Origin of the sequence: Pseudomonas sp. NPDC012596, from assembly GCF_042902325.1 — a bacterium.
Classification (GTDB): Bacteria; Pseudomonadota; Gammaproteobacteria; order Pseudomonadales; family Pseudomonadaceae; genus Aquipseudomonas.
Genome location: NZ_JBIBEB010000023.1, coordinates 1 through 19,814 on the forward strand (window position 1 = coordinate 1; position 19,814 = coordinate 19,814).

The 19,814-nt window shown below is 65.0% G+C and carries 17 protein-coding genes; 6 read left to right on the forward strand and 11 right to left on the reverse strand.

Features of this window, described 5'->3' with window-relative positions:
- Window positions 1–211 precede the first annotated feature (211 nt).
- The 4 genes from ACFY68_RS23060 to ACFY68_RS23075 are packed head-to-tail and all read right to left on the reverse strand — an operon-like array spanning window position 212 to window position 4,976.
- Window positions 212–1,072, reverse strand: a complete 861-nt coding sequence (locus tag ACFY68_RS23060) for an HlyD family secretion protein (RefSeq protein WP_346613977.1) — start codon at window positions 1,070–1,072, stop codon at window positions 212–214.
- A gap of 10 nt (window positions 1,073–1,082) precedes the next feature.
- On the reverse strand, window positions 1,083–1,283 hold the full coding sequence (locus ACFY68_RS23065) for a DUF1656 domain-containing protein (RefSeq protein ID WP_008097766.1): 201 nt from the start codon (window positions 1,281–1,283) through the stop codon (window positions 1,083–1,085).
- The gene (locus tag ACFY68_RS23070) at window positions 1,273–3,450 is read right to left on the reverse strand and encodes an FUSC family protein (RefSeq protein WP_346613976.1); all 2,178 of its coding nucleotides are present in this window, start codon (window positions 3,448–3,450) and stop codon (window positions 1,273–1,275) included. Before ACFY68_RS23070 ends, ACFY68_RS23065 begins: the two co-directional genes overlap by 11 nt.
- The gene (locus ACFY68_RS23075; RefSeq protein WP_387532160.1) at window positions 3,447–4,976 is read right to left on the reverse strand and encodes an efflux transporter outer membrane subunit; all 1,530 of its coding nucleotides are present in this window, start codon (window positions 4,974–4,976) and stop codon (window positions 3,447–3,449) included. The genes ACFY68_RS23070 and ACFY68_RS23075 overlap by 4 nt, the downstream gene beginning before the upstream one ends.
- 180 nt (window positions 4,977–5,156) lie before the next feature.
- Between ACFY68_RS23075 and ACFY68_RS23080 the strand changes: the two genes are divergently transcribed.
- On the forward strand, window positions 5,157–6,104 hold the full coding sequence (locus tag ACFY68_RS23080; protein ID WP_346613974.1) for a LysR family transcriptional regulator: 948 nt from the start codon (window positions 5,157–5,159) through the stop codon (window positions 6,102–6,104).
- Between the two features lie 165 nt (window positions 6,105–6,269).
- Entirely contained in the window at window positions 6,270–7,244 is a 975-nt protein-coding gene (locus ACFY68_RS23085) for a 2-hydroxyacid dehydrogenase (RefSeq protein WP_387532163.1), read from the forward strand.
- Between the two features lie 8 nt (window positions 7,245–7,252).
- Here ACFY68_RS23085 and ACFY68_RS23090 read toward each other — a convergent pair whose 3' ends face one another.
- Window positions 7,253–8,149, reverse strand: a complete 897-nt coding sequence (locus tag ACFY68_RS23090) for a DMT family transporter (RefSeq protein WP_387532166.1) — start codon at window positions 8,147–8,149, stop codon at window positions 7,253–7,255.
- A 300-nt stretch (window positions 8,150–8,449) separates the two neighbouring features.
- Here ACFY68_RS23090 and ACFY68_RS23095 point away from each other — a divergent pair, with 300 nt between their 5' ends.
- Window positions 8,450–9,325, forward strand: a complete 876-nt coding sequence (locus tag ACFY68_RS23095) for a helix-turn-helix domain-containing protein (protein ID WP_387532169.1) — start codon at window positions 8,450–8,452, stop codon at window positions 9,323–9,325.
- A 137-nt stretch (window positions 9,326–9,462) separates the two neighbouring features.
- On the opposite strand, the gene ACFY68_RS23100 is transcribed toward ACFY68_RS23095, so the two are convergent.
- The 6 genes from ACFY68_RS23100 to ACFY68_RS23125 form a co-directional block, all read right to left on the reverse strand.
- A complete protein-coding gene (locus tag ACFY68_RS23100; protein WP_387532172.1) occupies window positions 9,463–11,853 on the reverse strand; it encodes a TonB-dependent siderophore receptor in 2,391 nt (796 codons plus the stop codon).
- Between the two features lie 188 nt (window positions 11,854–12,041).
- On the reverse strand, window positions 12,042–13,022 hold the full coding sequence (locus ACFY68_RS23105) for a FecR family protein (protein ID WP_387532175.1): 981 nt from the start codon (window positions 13,020–13,022) through the stop codon (window positions 12,042–12,044).
- The gene (locus ACFY68_RS23110; protein WP_387532178.1) at window positions 13,019–13,570 is read right to left on the reverse strand and encodes an RNA polymerase sigma factor; all 552 of its coding nucleotides are present in this window, start codon (window positions 13,568–13,570) and stop codon (window positions 13,019–13,021) included. The genes ACFY68_RS23105 and ACFY68_RS23110 overlap by 4 nt, the downstream gene beginning before the upstream one ends.
- Before the next feature lie 4 nt (window positions 13,571–13,574).
- Complete coding sequence (locus tag ACFY68_RS23115) at window positions 13,575–13,901, reverse strand: DUF3325 domain-containing protein (protein WP_387532180.1); 327 nt, start codon at window positions 13,899–13,901, stop codon at window positions 13,575–13,577.
- Complete coding sequence (locus ACFY68_RS23120; RefSeq protein ID WP_387532182.1) at window positions 13,895–15,475, reverse strand: PepSY-associated TM helix domain-containing protein; 1,581 nt, start codon at window positions 15,473–15,475, stop codon at window positions 13,895–13,897. The genes ACFY68_RS23115 and ACFY68_RS23120 overlap by 7 nt, the downstream gene beginning before the upstream one ends.
- Entirely contained in the window at window positions 15,472–15,777 is a 306-nt protein-coding gene (locus tag ACFY68_RS23125) for a DUF3649 domain-containing protein (RefSeq protein ID WP_387532185.1), read from the reverse strand. Before ACFY68_RS23125 ends, ACFY68_RS23120 begins: the two co-directional genes overlap by 4 nt.
- Window positions 15,778–15,878: 101 nt before the next feature.
- On the opposite strand from ACFY68_RS23125, the gene ACFY68_RS23130 reads away from it, so the two are divergent.
- The 3 genes from ACFY68_RS23130 (at window position 15,879) to fecA (ending at window position 19,758) form a co-directional block, all read left to right on the forward strand.
- On the forward strand, window positions 15,879–16,424 hold the full coding sequence (locus ACFY68_RS23130) for a sigma-70 family RNA polymerase sigma factor (RefSeq protein WP_387532188.1): 546 nt from the start codon (window positions 15,879–15,881) through the stop codon (window positions 16,422–16,424).
- A complete protein-coding gene (locus tag ACFY68_RS23135; RefSeq protein WP_387532191.1) occupies window positions 16,421–17,350 on the forward strand; it encodes a FecR domain-containing protein in 930 nt (309 codons plus the stop codon). Before ACFY68_RS23130 ends, ACFY68_RS23135 begins: the two co-directional genes overlap by 4 nt.
- A gap of 80 nt (window positions 17,351–17,430) precedes the next feature.
- Complete coding sequence (fecA, locus tag ACFY68_RS23140) at window positions 17,431–19,758, forward strand: TonB-dependent Fe(3+) dicitrate receptor FecA (protein ID WP_387532193.1); 2,328 nt, start codon at window positions 17,431–17,433, stop codon at window positions 19,756–19,758.
- The last annotated feature ends 56 nt before the right edge of the window (window positions 19,759–19,814 follow it).

The window sequence follows — 19,814 nt, forward strand, 5'->3', positions numbered from 1 at the left end:
ACCATGGCCTGACTGGAATGGCACGTTGCAACAAATGTGGGAGCGGGCTTGCCCCGCGAAGCGCCGCGCGGGCGGCGCTCGGTCTCAAAGGCGCTGAAGATCCCAAGGCAAGCGCTTCGCGATGCGCCGCGCGGGCGGCGCTCGATCTCAAGGGCGCCACACCCCTCACGACATGCTCCGCCAGCCCCAACGCAACCCCAAGCCCCCCAACTCACCCCTCGCCAGGCGTCACCACCACCGTACAAGTCGTCCCCGCCGCCAGCAAAAACCCGTCCGGCACTTCATCAATGTGAATGCGCACCGGCACCCGCTGCGCCAACCGCACCCAGTTGAAGGTCGGGTTCACATCGGCAATCAGCTCGCGGCTTTGCGGGTTGTCGCGGTCGTAGATGCCGCGGGCAATGCTCTCCACATGCCCCTTGATGCGCTCGCCGCTCATCATCTGCAGCTCGGCCTGGTCACCCACCTTCACGTGGGGCAACTTGGTCTCCTCGAAGAAGCCGTACACCCAGAACGAATGCTCGTCGACTACAGCCATCACTGCCTCACCGGTGCGGGCATAGTCGCCCTTGTGGATGTTCAGGTTGGTCACATAGCCATCGACGGTGGCGACGATATGGGTGCGTTTGAGGTTCAGCTCGGCCGCCGCCAGTTCGGCCTGGGCCTGTTGGTAATCGGCCAGCGCAGCGTTGGCGATGTTGCTGGCGTCGTCGCGGTTCTCCTTGGAGATCACCAGGTTGTCCATGTCGGCGCGGCGCCGGGCGTTGACCTTGCGCATTTCCCAGGTGGCCTTGCGCGAGGCGACCAGCGCCTTGGCCTGGTTGACCGCCAATTGGTAATGCTCGGGGTCGATCTGGATCAGCAGGTCGCCCTTCTTCACCCGCTGGTTGTCCTTGACCGGTACGTCCACCACATAACCGGGTACGTCGGCGGCAACGTTGATGATGTCGGCCCGCACCCGGCCGTCACGGGTCCACGGCGTGGTCATGTAATGCAGCCACAACTGGCGGCCGATCACCACGGCAGCGGTCAGCACCAGCAAAGTGGCGATCAGGCTGAAGAACTTTTTCATCGAAGGATTCTCACCAGTAGAGCGACAGCGCCAAGGCGCCGAACAGGCAGACGAACAGGGAAAGGCGCAACAGCGCCGGGTGCCAGAAGAAGCGATAGCCATCATGGCTGGCGATGAACCGGTCCAACCCCCAGGCCAGGCCCAGGGCGAACAGGAACATCAGCGTCATGGTGGGCATGTACACGCCATGGAAGGCGATCTCACGGGGCATGGTGCAGTCCTTTCGCCGGTGCCAGCGGCGACTGTGGGTCGAGCAGGGAGGAACGGATGAAGTGCAGGTAGCTTTGCGCGCGGCGCAGCACCGAGGTGTCGAAGTGCCGGGCGAAGGGTTCGTCGGTGGCCTGCACGCGGCTGATGGCGTGGTCCACCGCCACCAGCGCGCGCTCATGGTTGCTGGCGCTGGGCTGCAGGAACAGCCGCGCCAAGGCACGGCCCATGACGCGGATGGCCTGGCGCCAAGGCTGCGACTCGGCATAGGCCGGGTGCACCGGGGCTCGGGCCTGCTCCTTGCGCAGCTCGATGATCGCGTGGCCGATTTCCAGCACGGTGAACATCCAGCCCATCAGTTCGCTCTGCACCTGTGGCTTGCCGGCGGCCAGGCCATAGGCCTGGTGCAGCAGGTCGCGGGTGCGGCTTTCGAAGGCCGAGCCCAGGCCACGCAGGCGCCCGCTGATGGCGAACAGCACCTGTTCGCGCAGCGCCTGCTCCAGGCGGCTCCACAGCCAGCGGCTGTTGGGCGGCAGGATGATCGCCCCGGCTGCGGCGCAGACGAACATGCCGATGACCATGCCGATGTAGTCGTTGATAAAGGTGTAGGGGTCGTAGACCGTCAGGTTGTTGGGCACCGAACCGATGGCGAAGAACACCAGCAGGCCAATACCGTAACCCGCGTAAGCCGGCCGCGAAGACAGGAACGCGCCCAGCACGAACACCGGCGCCAGCACCATGCACAGCAGCGGGAAGCCGTCGATCCAGGGGAACACGAAGAAGGTTTCGAAAAACCCGATGAAGGCGCCGATGGCCGTGCCGCACGCCATCTGGAACGACATGCGCTTGGGGTTCGGCGAGGCCGCCGACAGGCCTACGGTGACGGTGGCGATCAAGGTCATCATCGCGCCACTTGGCCAGTCGCTGAGTAGCCAGTAGCTGCCCAGCAGCAACAATACCGCCGAGGCGCGCACACCGGCGGCCAGCGACACCAGCCAGCTGGTCTGGGCCACGTAAGGCTCGTCCCACTGCTCGCGTTCGTGCTTGTGTGCGGCCAGCGAGGCATGGGTTTCGGCGTAGCTGTACATCTCGTCGACGAAGCGATAAAGCAGCTCGAAGGCGGTATGGAAGTCGAGCAGGTCGGCCTCGCTGGGCGCGGTTTGCAGGTACGCGTTGCGCAGGCCGCGCACCTGCGATTGCAGGCCCTCTTTGTAGGCAGCCAGTTCCAGCGTGAGGCGCAACGCGTCGGCATCGGTGAGTGCCCGCCCGACATACGGCTGCAGCAGCTCGACCAAGGTATTGAGCCCCGGCTCGATGGCCCCGACGATCTGCAGCGGGCCACGGGCGCGCAGGCGTTCCAGCAAGCGGTGCAAGGCGTTGAAGCGCGTGGTGATGGCCATGAACTCGCTGTTCATGCGCACCAGGCGGCCGGAGCGCCGGCGCATGTGCGGGTCTTCGAACGCCGTCACGTTGCGCAGGCTTTCAAGGCCAACGGCCTCGGCAACGAAACGCACGTTGCTGGTTTCGAAGCGGTCGCGCTGGCTGTCGCCGCGCAAGGCTTCGACCACCACCCCGGCAAATATGCCAAAGCGCTGGTACAAGGCGTTGCGCATGGCCGCACTGGCCGATTGCGGCAGGATGGCAGCACTGACGAAGGTCGAGACCAGAATGCCCAAAGCAATCTCCAGCACCCGCCATACCGCCGCCATGAACGCCTGATCAGGGTGTTGCAGCACCGGCAGGCCGATCATCGCCGCGGTGTAACCGGCCAGCACGAAGCCGTAGGCGCGGAACGTGCGGTAGCGCATGGCGCCCGCCGAGCACAGGCCCACCCACAACGCCAGGCTGGGCAGGAACAGCTCGGTGTTCTGCGGAAAGAGCGCAATCAGCGCAACCATCATCGCCGAGCCGGCCAGGGTGCCGAGCACCCGGTAGAAGCTCTTGGCGAACACGTGGCCGCTTTGCGGCTGCATGACGATGAACACGGTGATCATCGCCGTGCGCGGTTGCGGCAGCTCCAGGCGCATGGCCAGCCACAGGGTGATGAACGCGGCGGCCAGCACCTTGAAGATGTAGACCCAGGTCACCCCGTCGGTGCGCGCCCATGCAAAGAAGCCCCGGCGCCATTCCAGGCTGTGCAGCCAGCGCAGCGGCAGGCTCGATGTGCTCATTGGGCGTGGTCCGCCTTGCGGTCGAAGATGGCCAGGGTGGCCGGGGTTTTCGGCGCGGCCTGGCGCCCGTCCTCAGGCACATCCTTGCCGGCCTGCAGGCCGCCACCCAGTGCGGTCACCAGCTCGGCGTGGGCAATCAGGCGCGCGGCCTGCACTTGCTGTTGCACCTGCTGCTGGCGGAACAGCAAGGTCTGTGCGTTGAGCACGTTGAGGTAATCGGTGAGCCCGCGCTGGAAGGCGACGGTGGCGATGTCGTAGGTTTTTTGCGCGGCGGCCACCGATTCGGCGGCGAAATGCGCCTGCTGCTTCATCGACTCGCGGCGGATCAACTGGTCGGAGATGTTTTTCAATGCGCCGATCACGGTCTGGTTGTACCGCGCCACGGCCACGTCATAGCCAGCCGCGGCCACGCCCAGTTGCGAGCGCAGCCGGCCACCGTCGAAGATCGGCAGGCTGATGGCCGGGCCGACGTTGTAGTTGAACTTGCGCCCGGTGAGGAATTCCAGCGGCCCGCCGCCGGTGGCCATGAAGCCGAGGCTGCCGACCAGGTCGACGTTGGGGAAGAAGCCGGCGTGAGCGACGTCGATGCCCCGCGCCTGGGCAGCCACCTGCCAGCGGCTGGCGACCACGTCGGGGCGCTGGCCGACCAGTTCGGCGGGCATGGCCGACGGCAGTTTCAGCGGCGCTGCAAGTGCCAGGCTTGGGCGCTGGATCTGAGCGCCCTCCCCTGGCCCCTTGCCCGCCAGCGCCGCCAGTTGGTTGCGGGTCAGGGCGATTTCTTCATCGAGGCTGTCGAGCTGGCGGTGGGTTTCAGGCAGTGGCGCTTCGGCCTGGCTGACCTCGAAATGGGTGCCGATGCCGCCGTCGAGGCGGCGCTTGGCCAATGCCAGGATCTGTTCCTGCTGCTCAAGCTCTGCCTTGACGATGTCACGCTGGGCGAAGTGCAGGCTCAACTGAATGTAGGCGCGCACCACGTTGTTCTGCAGCTCGAGCTGCGCCTGGCGGGCTTCGGCGACGCTCATGTGCGCCTGGTCCACGGCCTGTTCGCTGGCGTTACGCTCGCGGCCCCAGAGGTCGAGGGCATAGCTGAAACCAATGGCGGCGTTGTTGTCCCAGGTGTTGGCACCCGACAGCGCGCCAGGGCCGTAGAACTGATCTTCTGGCCAGTTGTGGCGCTTTAGCGTTGCCTGGCCGTTGGCCTGGAGTTTTTCTGCCGACTCGACCACACCGGCCATGGCCTTGGCCTCGCGCACCCTTGCCGCCGCCATGGCCAGGCTTGGGCTGCCGGCCACGGCCAGGGCAAGCCACCGGTCCAGTTGCGGGTCGCCATAAGCGTGCCACCACTGCTGGGCGGGCCAGCGGGCGTCGCTGGCGGCTTCGCGAATGGCCGCGTCGGTGGTCAAGGTATTGGCTGGCAGCGTCTTGCTTTGCGGGGCAATACCCCAGGTTCCGATACAGCCGCTCAAGGTGAGGCTAAGGGCACAGGCACTGAACGCTTGAAGCGTTCTGATGATGCGACGCGGCACAGCTGCGATTTCCCGAGGATGAGGTGGAGGGGCCGAGCAATTCTAGGGGGCCGCCGCACTGGCGATAAGCGCAGATTCCTGCGAATCTTTGTTACCGAAACAGCGATAATCCGGCTTTGGTCGAAGGCACATTTAAGTTACTTCGTGACACAATTTCGTCCTCTACCTTGAGAGTGACCCATGGACACCCTGCAAAACATGCGTGCTTTCAGTTGCGTAGCCCAGCTCGGCAGTTTCACTGCCGCCGCGGCGCAACTGGACACGACCACCGCGAACGTGTCGCGGGCGGTCTCCAACCTGGAAGCCCATCTGCAAACCCGGCTGCTCAACCGTACTACCCGGCGCATCGCCCTGACTGAGGCGGGCAAGCGTTACCTGATGCGCTGCGAACAGATTCTTACCTACGTCGAAGAAGCCGAGGCCGAGGCCAGCGACGCCCATGCCCGGCCTGCCGGGCAGTTGAAGGTGCACTCGATGACCGGGGTCGGCCAGCATTTTGTGGTCGACGCCATCGCCCGTTACCGCGAGTCGCACCCGGACGTGACGTTCGACCTGACCATGGCCAACCGCGTACCGGACCTGCTCGACGAGGGCTACGACGTGTCCATCGTGCTCGCCACCGAGCTGCCGGACTCAGGCTTTGTGTCACAGCGGCTGGGCATCACCTACAGCATCGTCTGCGCCTCCCCGGAGTACGTGGCCAAGCATGGTTTCGCGCACAAGCCGATCGACCTGCTCAAGCATGCCTGCCTGCGCATGGTCAGCCCGGTGATCCCGCTGGAAAAGTGGCTGTTCGACGGCCCGGAGGGCCAGGAACTGGTCAACATCACCAGCTCGCCGTTCCAGGTCAACTCGGCCGACGCGATGAAAACGGCGATCCGCTGCGGCATGGGCATGGGTGTGCTGCCGATCTACTCGGCCATCGATGGCTTGCGTGATGGCAGCCTGGTGCGGGTGATGCCGGACTACCGGCTGCAGGAGCTGAACCTGTATGCGATCTACCCGTCGCGCCAGTACCTGGATGCCAAGATCAAGACCTGGGTCGAGTACCTGCGCAACTCGTTGCCAGAAATTCTCGCCGCCCATGAGGCGGACCTGAAAACCCACGAGTTGCTGATCGCCACCTGAAAAAGCTGCTGCAGTGCGCGGGTGGACAATGGTAGGTTGCTAATCAATGCCGGCCCTTTCGCGGGGCAAGCCCGCTCCCACAGGTTTTAGCAGTGTACCTGTGGGAGCGGGCTTGCCCCGCGAAGAGGCCTTAACTGACCCACCACCGCCCTGAGAAGTAGCCCGATGAAAAAGACCGTCCTGGCCTTCAGCCGTATCACCCCGGCCATGGCCGAGCGCCTGCAGCAAGACTTCAACGTGATCGTGCCGAACCCCAAGCTCGGCGACATCAGCGCCCAGTTCAATGAAGCATTGCCCGAAGCCCACGGCCTGATCGGCGCGGGGCGCAAGCTTGGCCGCGCCCAGCTTGAAGGCGCGGCGAAGCTGGAAGTGGTATCGAGCGTGTCGGTCGGCTACGACAACTACGACGTCGACTACTTCAACGAACGCGGCATTGCCCTGACCAACACCCCCGACGTGCTAACCGAGAGCACCGCCGACCTGGGCTTCTCGCTGATCATGGGCTGCGCCCGCCGCACCGCCGAGCTGGACGCCTGGACCAAGGCCGGCCAGTGGCAAGCCACGGTCGGCCCGGCGCATTTCGGCAGCGATGTGCACGGCAAGACCCTGGGCATCGTCGGCCTGGGCAACATCGGCGCGGCCGTCGCCCGCCGTGGCCGCTTCGGTTTCAACATGTCGGTGCTGTATGCCGGCAACAGCCGCAAGGCGGCGCTGGAGCAAGAACTGGGCGCGCAGTACCGCAGCCTTGAGCAGCTGTTGGCCGAGTCCGATTTCGTCTGCATCGTGGTGCCGCTGTCTGACGCAACCCGCAAACTGATCGGTGCTCGCGAACTGAAGCTGATGAAACCAAGCGCCTTCCTGATCAACATCGCCCGTGGCCCGGTGGTCGACGAAGCGGCGCTGGTCGAGGCATTGCAAAACGGCACCATTCGCGGTGCCGGGCTGGATGTGTACGAGAAAGAGCCGCTGAGTGACTCGCCGCTGTTCAAGCTGCCCAATGCACTGACCCTTCCACACATCGGCTCGGCCACCGCCGAAACCCGCGAGGCCATGGCCAACCGGGCGATGGGCAACCTGCGCGCGGCGCTGCTGGGTGAGCGGCCGCAGGACCTGGTGAACCCGCAGGTGTGGAAAGGCTGAGCCCCTGCCTAGCGCGCCAACACCATTGCCGGCTTGACCTTCGGCTTGCGAAACACCAGCACATTGCCCGCCATCACCGCGACCAGCCCCAGCAACGCTGGGGCAGTCCATTGGTAGCCCTCGGCAAACGCCGAAACGTTCAGCGCCACCAGCGGGAACAACACCGTGCAATACGCCGCCCGCTCGGGCCCCATGCGCCCGACCAGGGTCAGGTAAGCGGTAAAGCCGATCACCGAGCCTGGAATGACCAGGTACATCAGCGAACCGATGTAGCGCGTGTTCCATTCCATGGCGAAAGGAATACCGCTGGCCAGGCAATACCCAGCCAGCATCGCAGCACCATAGGCCATGCCCCAGGCATTGGTGGTCATCGGTTTGAGCCCGGCCTTCTGCTGCATGCTCGACAGCATGTTGCCCGCCGAGAAACACAGCGTACCGAGCAGGGCCAGGCCCAGGCCATACAGGGTTTCGCGGCTGGCCGCATGGTGTGAAAGCTCCGGCCAGAACAGCAGGCCCAGGCCCAGCAGGCCGAGCGCGCCACCCCCGAGCACATTGCTGGCGATCCTTTGGCCGAAAAAGACCCGTGCGTTCAGCGCATTCCACAGTGTCGCCGTAGAGAACACCACGGCGATCAGGCCACTGGCGATCCACTGGCTGGCGGTGAGGAAGCACATGAAGTTGACGCAGAACAGGCACAGGCCCTGGGCCAGGCAGATCAGGTGACCGCGGCGGTTCATCGGTTGCAGGCGGCGAGTGAGCAGCAGGATGGCGAACAGGATCAGGCCGGCCAGCGCAAAGCGGTAGACGATCGAAACCGGGATGGCGACCACGCCCAGTTGCAGTTTGAGGGCAATCCAGGTGGTGCCCCAGATCAGGACGGTGAGCAGGTACAGGGACAGGTTCATGCGGTTGGCTCCAGAGGGTTCGATCATGGGGCCGCCTTGCGGCCCATCGCTGGCAAGCCAGCTCCCACACGTACCGCGCAAACCTCAAGGGCGGCGCCGTATCTGGTACTGCGCAAACCTCGAGGAGGGCGCTGTATCTGTAGGAGCTGGCTTGCCGGCGATCGAGGGCGCAGCCCTCGCCAGTGCCATCAGTGTCTGCCCAAGCCACAACGGCGCACTTGCACAAACTTGCGCTTTTCCATCTCAGCTAGCTGTCACCGCCCCACAAGCGCAGTACGATGGCCCCCAGAGGAGCCGCCCATGACCCCACTCAGCCAGTTGCAAGTGTTCAACGCCATGCACGCCTCGCCCCACGCGCGGCTGGAGCTGAGCGCGCAGCTGGGCGATGGCCTGGCGGCGGCATTGTGGCGCAACCGCGATGATGCCCGCGACTATCAGGCGCCCAGCCATCACACTTTGTCTTGCTACATTGCCGACGGCACTGGCACCTTTCGCCGCCAGCGCCCGGCCGACAAGGGCGCGCCGAACAAGCTTTGCATCATGCCGGCCGGCCATGAGTCGAACTGGGTGGTCAATGGCGCGATCCGCCTGGCGCATCTCTACATCAGCGAGGCGCAATTCGCCCTGGGCTGCGTGCGCCTGCTCGACCGCGAACCGCGGGAATTGCAGCTGCAGGAGGCGACGTTCGTCGATGACCCGCAGCAGTCGGTGCGCTTTCGTCAGCTGATCACCCTCGACTGGGATGAACCCGGCGAGCGGCTGCTGGCCAGCAGCCTGGCGCACGAAATCGTCGACCACGCCGTGCTCAGCCAGGTCGGCCTGCGCCACGGGTTGCGCTTGAAAGGCGGCCTGGCGCCGAACCTGCGTCGGCAATTGGCGGAGTACATCGAGGCCCACCTGGACCAGCCCATCACCCTGGGTGAGCTGGCGGTGCGCTGCAACCTCTCCGAATACCACTTCGCGCGCATGTTCCGCACCAGCTTTGGCCTGCCGCCGCACCAGTACCTGCTGGCTCGGCGGCTGCACCGGGCTTGCCAGCTGCTGCGCCTGGGGCAGCTGCCGCTGGGCGAGGTTGCCTTGCTGTGCGGGTTTGCCAGTGCCAGCCATTTCAGCAACCGCTTCCGCCAGGCGCTCGGGGCGACACCCGGCGACTATCGCGCAGCATTCCAGGGTTGATGGGGGCCGCTTTGCGGCCCTTTCGCCGGCAAGCCGGCTCCCACAGGAATTGCGCCAACTTCCAGAAAGTCTGCAGCGCTGCAATCTCAGTGGGAGCCGGCTTGCCGGCGAAAGGGCTGCGCAGCAGCCCCTGCAATTCAGAACTCGAAGGTGCTCGACAGGCTCACCTGCCGCGCATCGCCAATGGCAACGAAATACTGGTTCACCGCCGAGCTGTAGTAGACCTTGTTGAACAGGTTCTTGACGTTCAACTGCAGGCGCACGTTGTGTTCGTCGAACTTGGTTTCGTAGCTGGCAAAGGCATCGGCGACGGTGTAGCTCGGCAGGTCGAAGGTATTGGTGGCATTGCCCGACCGCTCGCCCACATAGCGCGCCCCGGCCCCCAGGCGCAGGCGATCGCCACCGAACAGGCTGCCGAAGTCATACACCGCCGACAACGAGCCACTGTGCCTGGCAACGTTCTGCAGGCGGTTGCCCTTTAGGTCCGGGTCCTTGGTCACCTTGGCGTCGGTGAAGGCGTAGCTGCCGATAAGGCTCCAGCGTTCGCTCAACTGACCGGTAAGGTCAAGCTCCACCCCTCGCGAATTGACCTCGCCGGCGTTGCTGTACACCGTCTCGCCGGTGCCGCTGTCGAAGTTGGCGACCAGCACGTTGCGCTTGGTGATGTCGAACAGCGCCAGGGTGCCGGTGAGGCTGCCCGGTATGTCCAGCTTGGCGCCCAGCTCCCACGACTTGCCCTCCTCGGGCGCCACGGAACCATCCAGCACGACACCGCCGGTCAGGGGGGCAATGCTGGAATTGGGCTTGAACGACTCGCTGTAGCTGCCATAGAACGACAGCTGCTCATCGACCTTGTAGACGATGCCGGCATGTGGCACCCAGGCCTGGCCGCTACTGTCGGTGTTGGCGGTGAACGGGCGGCCGCGGCCGGCGTACTGGTCGTACTGCTGAAAGCGCGCGCCCGCCACCAGAATCCAGTGGTCGTCCAAGTGCAGTGCGTCCTGCACGAACAGCGCGTCGGTGCGCAGCTTGTCGGTTTGGTCGCTGTCGCTGGCGCGTACGGTGCTGCCCTCCCCTTCCTGGCCGTAAACCGGGTCCACATAGCTGAAGGTAGACGTGGCAGCCTGGCGGATCAGGTCGCCGCGAAACACCTTGCGGTCCTCGTGGTCGATGCCGAACAGCAGGTCATGCTGCATGCCCGCCAACGCTACCTTGCCATTGAGGCTGAGGGTGGCGAACTGGTCGCGGCTCATGGCGTTGTGGGTGCCGTCGATACTGCGGGTGAGCGTGCCCTTGGCTTCGTTGACGCCTGTCACGCGGACCTGGCTGGCGTCATAGGTCTCGCGGTTGAAGCTGTAGCCGAAATGCACGTTCCAGTCGTCGGCCAACTGGTGGTCGACCTCCAGGCGGTACAAGTCGGAGCGCCCTTCCATGTCGTTGAAGGGTTCATCCAGGCGGCGTGTGGCCGGGATGTCCAACGGGTGGCCATTGCTGCCGAACGCCGTGCCGCGGTCGAACGGGTAAAGAAACTCGCGGTGCTCGTAGGCCAGCACCACCTGGGTGTCCTCACCAAGCCAGGCCAGCGACGGCGCCACCAGCGATTCGCGATGCACGCCGTAGTTGCGCCAGTAGTCTTCGTCCTCGTGATCGACGATCAAACGGTAGGCGAAGTTGCTGTCGCCCAGCGCACCGGTGCTATCGAAGCCGCCGCCACTGCCGTTCTTACCGCTGCCATAGGTCGAGCCGCGTACGGTCAGGGCATTGTACTGCTGCAGTTGCGGGCGCTTGCTGACCACGTTGATGACCCCGCCCGGGTCCTGGATACCGTAAAGGAGCGAGGCCGGCCCCTTGAGAACCTCCACCCGCTCGGTGCTGGCATTGAGGCTGCGGCCCTGCACGATCGGCATCCCATCGCGCATGATCGAACCGTCACGGTTGTCGCCAAACCCGCGCTTCATCACAGTGTCGGAAGTACCGCCGAAGTTGTTGCCCTGGGTGATGCCGCTGACATTGGCCAATGCGTCGTCGAGGTTGCGCGGGGCCTGGTCACGGATCACCTGGGCCGGGACTACGTTGATGGCCTGGGGGATGTCCTGGGACGGGCCCTGGCCCCGCATGATCGAGGCGCTGGCCGGGGGCTGGTAGCTGTAGGCGTCCATCTGCGAGTTCACCGTGGTGGCCTGCAGGTTGAGGGCGCCGGAGGTGTCAACCGGTTCCAGCGTGAGGGTGCGGGCGTCGACGCGGCGCCAGGTCAGGCCGCAATTGCCCAGCAACTGCTGCAGGGCCTGTTCGGCACTGAACCTGCCGTCGAGGGCCGGCGCCTGCACGGCGGGCAGTTCAAGGGTGTAGACCACGCTTTGCCCGCTGGCACGGCTGAAGGCGTTGAGTGCCTGGGCCAGCGGTTGGCTGGGTTGAGCGAAGGTGTGCAGCTGAAGTTGCTCGGCGGCCACGGCACAAGGGGCGGCAATGATGGCCGCAAGCGCAGAAAGGCCGAGCCAGAGAGGGACGCAACGCGGGGTGAACTTCATGGACGCTGACCTGTGAGAGGGTTATTACTGCGAATGAATCGCACTTCCACTCATTACACGGATGCCACGCCCTGTTACCTCATCCGCTTTTCATGATTTTTTTCAGTGCCGGGCTCATCGCTGGCAAGCCAAGGTCGGCGCAATACCTGTGGGAGCCGACTTGCCGGCGATGAGGCCGGCACAAACACCTACCTGATGACCGTCAGCCGCCCCAGCATCGTCTGCCGCGAAAACCCCATCACCTTGCCCAGCGAATCCAGTGCCACCAACGGCTCCTGCACCGGGAAGCTGCCACTGACCTTGCGCTGCCCCAGCTCATCACCGAGCAGTACGATGCGCCCCGGGTAATAGCGCCGCAGGTCATCGACCACCTGTGCAAGTGGCACCTGGTAGTAGTTGAGCCAGCCCTGGCGCCAGGCCAGGCGGCTGTCGCTGTCCACACGCAGGGTTTCGCCCGCACGGCCTTCGGCATAGGCCAGTTGCTGGTTGGCCGTCAGCTCGCGGGCAGTTTGCCCCGGCGCCGGGGTGACAGCCACGCGCCCGCTGCGCACGGTCACCTGGGCGCCGTCAGCCTGGTCGCGCACTTCGAATTCGGTGCCCAGCACCCGTACCTGGCCGCCCGCAGCGTCTACCACGAAGGGCTCACCGGTGTGCGTAACCTTGAAGAATGCCGCGCCATGCAACAACCGCACATGGCGCTCGCCCTGCTGAAAATCGACCGCGATGGCACTGCCAGCATCCAGCGTCACCTGCGATTGGTCGGCCAGGGTCAGCTGGCGAATCATGTCGCTACTGCTGAAGTCGGCTTGCAGATTCTGCAGCCAGTAACCCGGGTGCCAGCCCCCCGCCACACTCACGGCCAGCACCAGGCACGCTGCTGCCACCCAGGCACCGGCGCGACGCCAGCGACCATCGGAAGGCGCCGTGGCCATGGCGTCCAGGTAGTGCTGCAGGCTGGCCTGCTCTTCCTTAGCCAGCCGCGCGGCAGGTGCCGCACTCATGCGCCACAGCGCCTGGGCCTGGGCATAGGCCTGGCGATGGCTTGGGTCTGCCAGCAACCAGCGCTTGAACGCCGCGCTGTGCTGCGCCTCGGGCTGCTCGTTGATGCAGCTCAGCCACTGCAGCGCTGCTTGCGACGGGTCGTCGGTAATCACGTCTGGATCGCTCATCGACGGGTGCTCCCTGGCCTGCGCATGGGGGTCGCGGGCTCGGCAACACTGGCCTTGCACGCTTCGAGGGCGCGCATCATATGCTTTTCCACCGAGCTCTGGGACAGTTGCATGGCCTTGGCGATCTCGCCGTACTTGCAGCCGTGAATGCGGTTGAGCAAGAAGATCTGCCGGGTACGCTCCGGCAAGGCACGCAGCGCGGTTTCGATGCGCTGCAAATCATGGTCGACCTCAAGCGCCTGCTCCGGCGCCTGGGCCGAGCAGGATTCATCAAGTGGCAACGACGCTTCGGCGACGCGTTCGCGGCTGCCTTGGCTGCGCAGGTGGTCGATGGCCAGGTTGCCGGCGCAACGCAGCAGGTAGGTGTCCAGCGCCTCGACCTTTACCTCGGGGCGGCGCCAGAAGCGCAGGAACAGCTCTTGCACCAGGTCGGATGCGGTGGCGCGACAGCCGACTCGGCGGTTGACCAACGCCTCCATGCGCGCACGCTGGGCCAGGAACACCTGGACGAAACGGGCGCGCGTGCTGTCGCTATCGGGTTCGGTCAAGGCGTCACCCGGCAAACACGGCCAACAACGGGCCCAGCACCAGGCTGAGCGCGGCAAGGCCCAGCAGCAGGCGCGGCTGGTAGGGCAAACCGAAGACCCACAAGGTAACCCCGGCCATCAACACGGCAACCCATTCCACCAGGCCATGGGCCCAGCCACGCTGGTGCACCGACAGCACCAGCGACACCACCAGCAACAGCCAGCCTGCCAGGCGCAGGCTGCGCAACTGGCCGCGGCCAGGCTTGCGCCCGAGCAGGTCGCTGAAGTGCTTTTCCATGGCCAGGCACAAGGCAGCGAACCCGGCAAAACCCATCAGGGCAATACTCAGCATCCATTCACCTCGACCGCTTCAACCGTTGCCTTGGGCGCCCGGGGCGCGCGCTTGGCAACCGGCTTTGGGGCGCGCAGCATCTTCGCTGCAGCCCAGGCCAGGAACGCCCCAGTGGCAAGCGCGGTGAGGTCGAAGCCGGCCATGGCCCAGTCACCGACGGCCACGGAGTGGTCCAGGCCCTGCCCTGTCGTCAGTGCATTGAGCAACGGCAGCAAGGCGAACGCCAGCGCGCCCAGCCCTAGCTGTTCAGCCCAGGCCCTGCGCCCGGGGCGCAACACAGCGTGCAACAGTGACAACGCCCACAGCAGGAAGAAGCTGTTGATCTCCCAGTTGGCCCTGCCTTCCAGCCCCACCGGCAGCAGCCGGTTGGCCCAGAAGAAGGCAGCCACGGCCAGCAGCAGGCCGCTCATGCTGGCGATATTGAGCACCTCGACCAGGCGCAACTCGCCCGGGATGCGCTCGCTTTTGGCATGTTTGAGCTGGCGTTTACCCAGCCACATCACCAGGCCCGTACCAATTACTGCAGTGCCGGCCACGCCGAACACGAAGTACAACCAACGCAGCCAAGGGCCGGCGTAGTTGCCCATGTGCAGGCCGGCAAAGCTGAAGGAGGTCATCATCGCCGCGCTTTCCGGCGCCCCCTGTTTCAGCAGCGCCCCCGTGGCACCGTCGAAGGTCCAGCTGGCGCTGCGCTTGTAAGCGACGTGATCGGCGGCGGATTGCGTGAAGGTGACGCGGGCATTGAGGTCGCCTGGGTTCTGCACCTGGATGAAGCCGATGCGCGCACCGGGCACCTGCTCCTGAACCTTGGCATACAGGTGCTCCAGCGGGACCAGCGGGGTGGCGACATTGGCTACCTTGGGCACCTCGTCGCGACCGAACAGGTCATTGAAATAGCCATTGGTGTTGCCCCCGTAGCTGGCAAGGATACCGGCCGGCATGACCATGTACATGAACAGCACCAGGCTGCTGTAGCTGATCATCAGGTGGAACGGCAGCACCAGCACACCGATGGCGTTATGGCCGTCCAGCCAGGAGCGCTGGCCCTTGCCCGGGCGGAACGTGAAGAATTCCTTGAAAATCTTCTTGTGGGTGATGATGCCGGTCACGAGCCCAAGCAGCATGATGAAGGCGCAGAATGTCGACAGCCAACGGCCCCAGGGGTACGGCATCTGCAGCTCGAAGTGAAAGCGATAGAAGAAGTCGCCGCCGCGGCTGTCGCGCGCCTGCACCGGCTGGCCGCTCTGCGCGTCCAGGCTTTTTCTGACAAACCCCCGGCGCCCGCCTTCAGGGTCGCGCCAGCCCACGCTCAATGCCGCTTCCCGTTCACTCGGCAGGCGGATCATCCAGCTCGCCGAATGCCCGGCGTTGGCTTCCAGGTAGCGCTGGGCCAGGCCCAGGCTGGCGAGCGGGTCGAGCGCATGGCTGCGCACTTCGGGCTGTGCCCAGTGGCTGATCTCTTCTTTGAAGTACGACAGCGTACCGCTGAGGAAGATGGCGAACAGCAGCCAGCCGAAGATCAGGCCAGTCCAGGTGTGCAGCCAGGCCATCGCCTGGCGGAAGCCTTCCTTCATGGGTTTTTCATCCAGTACGCGAGCCCATTGACCATTGCCAGTACCAGGCTCGGCAGCAGCACACCGAGCCAGGCCCGCCAGGCGCTGCGGCAGGCGAAGCACCAGACGAACGCCAACAGGTAGAAGACGAACGACAGCAGCAAGCCGGTCAGGGTCGCATCGACCTGCGGCATGGGCGCCAGCAGCGCGACGCAGATGCTGACCATCGACGCCAGCAGATAACCACCCAGCAGCGCGGCCAGGCTGCGTGAGATCACGGCCAGGCGGTAGCTGAGCGGGAGGCCGGCGGCGGTGCGCTTCATGGCGGAGGTCCGGGGAAATTCGGGGATGCAATAGTAATGATTTCAATTCTCATAAGCAAAGTCTGAAAGGTCAGTTGCCGAGGCATGAGCATGCCACTACAATGCGAACAATTCTTACTACCAGTTGCGCTAGTTGGCGCCGGAGTATCACGGTGTCCAGCGCCCTCTCTTCCACGGTCGAAGGCCTTTACCACGCCCACCACACCTGGCTGACCAGCTGGTTGCGCCGTCGCCTGGGCTGCCCGCAGAGCGCTGCCGACCTGGCCCAGGACACCTACGTGCGCCTGCTGCAGGCGCGCGAGGCACCGCAACTGGTCGAGCCGCGGGCATTCCTCGCCACCGTGGCCAAGCGCGTGCTGTGCAACCACTTCCGTCGCCAGGAACTGGAGCACGCCTACCTTGAGGCGCTGGCGCAAACCCCTGAAAGCGTAGCGCCGAGCGAAGAACAGAAGGCGATCATCTTCGAAACCCTGCTGGCGCTCGACCGCCTGCTCGACGGCCTGCCGCCCTTGGTCAAACGCGCCTTCCTGATGGCCCAGGTCGATGGCCTTGGCCAGGGCGAAATCGCCCGCGAGCTGGGGGTTTCGCTGGCCACGGTCAAGCGCTACTTGAACAAGGCAGCGCTGCGCTGTTATTTCGCCCTGTGAACACGTCGTTTTCGCCCCAGGTGGCCGAGCAGGCCGTGCACTGGTTGATCGAATCGCAGGGCGACGACTTCGACGACACCCAGCAACAGGCGCTGCAACACTGGCTGCTGGCCGACCACGAGCATCAGCGCGCCTGGGCGCATATCCAGCAGGTCAACCAGCGCTTGCGTGGGGTCGCCTCGCCGGTGGTGCACGCCACGCTGCAGGCGCCGCCCTCCCCCGCACGGCGCCGGGCGCTCAAGGCTCTGCTGCTGCTGGGCGTGGCCAGTGCCGCCGGCCTGGGCCTGCAATCGCATAACCCGTTGCCCGGCCTGATGGCCGACTACCGCAGCCCGGTCGGCCAGCGCCGGCGGATGCAGTTGGACGACGGCAGCCTACTGCAACTCAATACCCGCAGCGCCGCCGATGTGCGCTTCGATGGCCAGCAGCGCGTGGTAAGGCTGCTGGAAGGAGAACTGGCGCTGGACGTGGCCCGCGACGCTCGCCCTTTGCTGCTGCGCACGGCCGATGGTGCCCTGCAACTGGAGAGCGGGCGTTTCAACGTGCGCGAGTTCGAAAGCTTCAGCCTGGTGTCGGTGTTCAGCGGCAAGGCCAGCTTCTCGGGCCAGGCGCTGCTGCCTGGGCAACGGGCACGGTTCAGTACCGATGGCTGGCAGGCCATTGCCCCACTGGACAGCAACAGCGGTGCCTGGGTCGACGGCATGCTGGTGGCCTCGCAGATGCGCCTTGGCGATTTTCTGGCCGAGCTTGGGCGTTATCGCCAAGGCCAGTTGGGTTGCAGTGAGCGCGTGACCGACTTGCGGGTATCCGGTTCGTACCCGCTGGATGACAGTGAGCGGATTCTGCAGATGCTCGAGGTGGCCTTGCCGGTGAAGGTGCGGCGCTTCACCCGCTACTGGGTCACGGTCGAACCGCGGGTCAGTTGAAAAACTTTTCGATTACCTGAGCCATTTCCTGAACCTCGCGTGACAGAGAAGGCAGACCCCCTTCTCACAGGATCCGCCCCATGCCCCTGCACCCCAGCCCCCTCGTCCACGCCCTGCTGCTCGCCACCAGCCTCGGCCTTGCCTCGCCGGGCCTGCACGCCGCCGAGGCGCGCACCTACCACATCGCCGCCGGCAGCCTGGAAGATGCCCTGAACCAGTTCGGCCGCGAAAGCGGTGCACTGATCTCGTTCGGCTCTCAGCTGACCCAGGGCCTGAACAGCCAAGGGCTGGACGGCCAATACGATGTCACCGAGGGCCTCGACGCGCTGCTGCGTGGCAGCGGCTTGCAGGCAAGGCAAGAGGCCGAAAATGCCTTCAGCCTGCAGCCCGTCGATGCCGCCCAGCCGGGTGCTGCCGTAGAGCTCGGCGCTTTGACCGTGGTGGGCGACTGGCTGGGCGAGGCGCAGCAGGACAACGTCTTCGAGCACGCCGGTGCCCGCGACGTGGTGCGCCGGGAGCAATTCGAACGCAGCGGCGCCACCACGGCACGCGAAGTACTCAACCGCATGCCCGGCGTCAACGCCCCGGACAACAACGGCACCGGCAGCCATGACCTGGCCCTGAACTTCGGTATCCGAGGCCTCAACCCGCGCCTGGCTTCGCGCTCGACGGTACTGATGGATGGCATCCCGGTGCCCTTCGCCCCGTATGGCCAACCGCAGCTGTCGTTGGCGCCGATCAGCATGGGCAACATGGACGCGGTAGATGTGGTTCGCGGCGGCGGCGCCGTGCGTTATGGCCCGCAGAACGTCGGCGGCATCGTCAACTTCGTCACCCGTGCCATCCCGGAGCAGGCGACCTTCAAGGCCGCCATGCAAAACCAGATCAGCCCATCCTCCAGCCAGGACGGGTTGAAGAACAGCGCCAACCTCTTGGTCGGTGGCACCAACGACAACGGCCTGGGCGGGGCGCTGCTGTACTCCGGTGTGCGTGGCGGCGACTGGCGCGAGCACAGCGACACGCAGATCGACGACTTGATCCTCAAGGGCAAGCTGCAACTGGACGAAGCCAACAGCCTGCACGCCATGGCCCAGTACTACGAGGGCGAGGCCGACATGCCGGGCGGCCTGAGCAGCGCTGACTTCGATGCCGACCCTTACCAGTCGACGCGCCTGAAGGACAAGTTCTGGGGCCGCCGTACGCTGTTCAACTTCGGCTACGACTACAAGCAGGACGACCGCCAGTTCAGCGTCAACAGCTTCTTCACCAAGACCCTGCGCAGCGGTTACCTGGACCAGGGCAGCTTCGTTTCGCTGTCGCCACGCGAGTACTGGGTGCGTGGCATCGAGACGCGCTTTTCGCAAGGCCTGGCCCTGGGCGAGAGCTGGCACGAACTGGGCATCGGCTACCGCTACGTCAACGAAGCCGGCCACGAACTGCGCTTTCGCGAACCGGTCAACGGCAACCTGCCCACCACCGCCAGCCGCAACGACCGCGACACCCGTGGCAGCACCGAAGCCCACGCCATCTACCTGGATGACCGCATCGACATCGGCCGCTGGACCATCACCCCGGGCATCCGCTACGAGATGATCGACTCCGAGCAGAGCAACAAGCTCAGCGGCCAGCGTTACCAGGGCAGCTACAACACGGCCTTGCCAGCGTTGAATGTGATGTACCACCTGACCGACAGCTGGAACCTGTACGCCAACACCGAAGGCTCGTTCGGCAGCGTGCAGTACAGCCAGATGCCCAACCGTGTGACCAGTGGCGAGGTGAAGCCCGAGAAAGCGCGCACCTGGGAAGTCGGCACCCGCTACGACAACGGTGACCTGCAGGCCGAAATCGGCGCGTTCCTGATCAACTTCGACAACCAGTACGAGAGCAATCAGACCAACGATTCGGTGATCGCCCGCGGCGAGACGCGCCACCAGGGCATCGAGACCAGCGTGCGCTATGCGCTGGATGGTTTGAGCCCGGCGCTGGCCGGCTTCGATGTGCACGCCAGCTATGCCTTCGTTGACGCGACCATCCGCGAAGATGGGCCGAACAAAGGCAATCAGGTGCCGTTCTCTTCGCGCCACAAGGGCACGCTGGGGGTGGGTTATACCGAAGGGCCGTGGCAGCTGACCCTGGATGGCAGCTTCCAGAGCAGCCAGTATGCAGACAACGCCAACACCAGCGCCGAAAGCGCCGACGGCAGCACCGGGCGCATCCCCGGTTACATGCTGGTGAGCACCCGCGCCGGGTATGATTTCGGGCCGCAGCTGTCGAACCTGAAGGTGGCGGTGGGCGTGAAGAACCTGTTCAACCGCGAGTACTACACGCGCTCGTTCGATGACAACAACAAGGGCAAGTACGTGGGTGAGCCGCGTACGGTGTATGTGCAGACGTCGGTAGCGTTCTGATCGAATGGCGGGCCGCGTCGCGGCCCTTCATGTGGATTTGCTACAAGAAATTTATT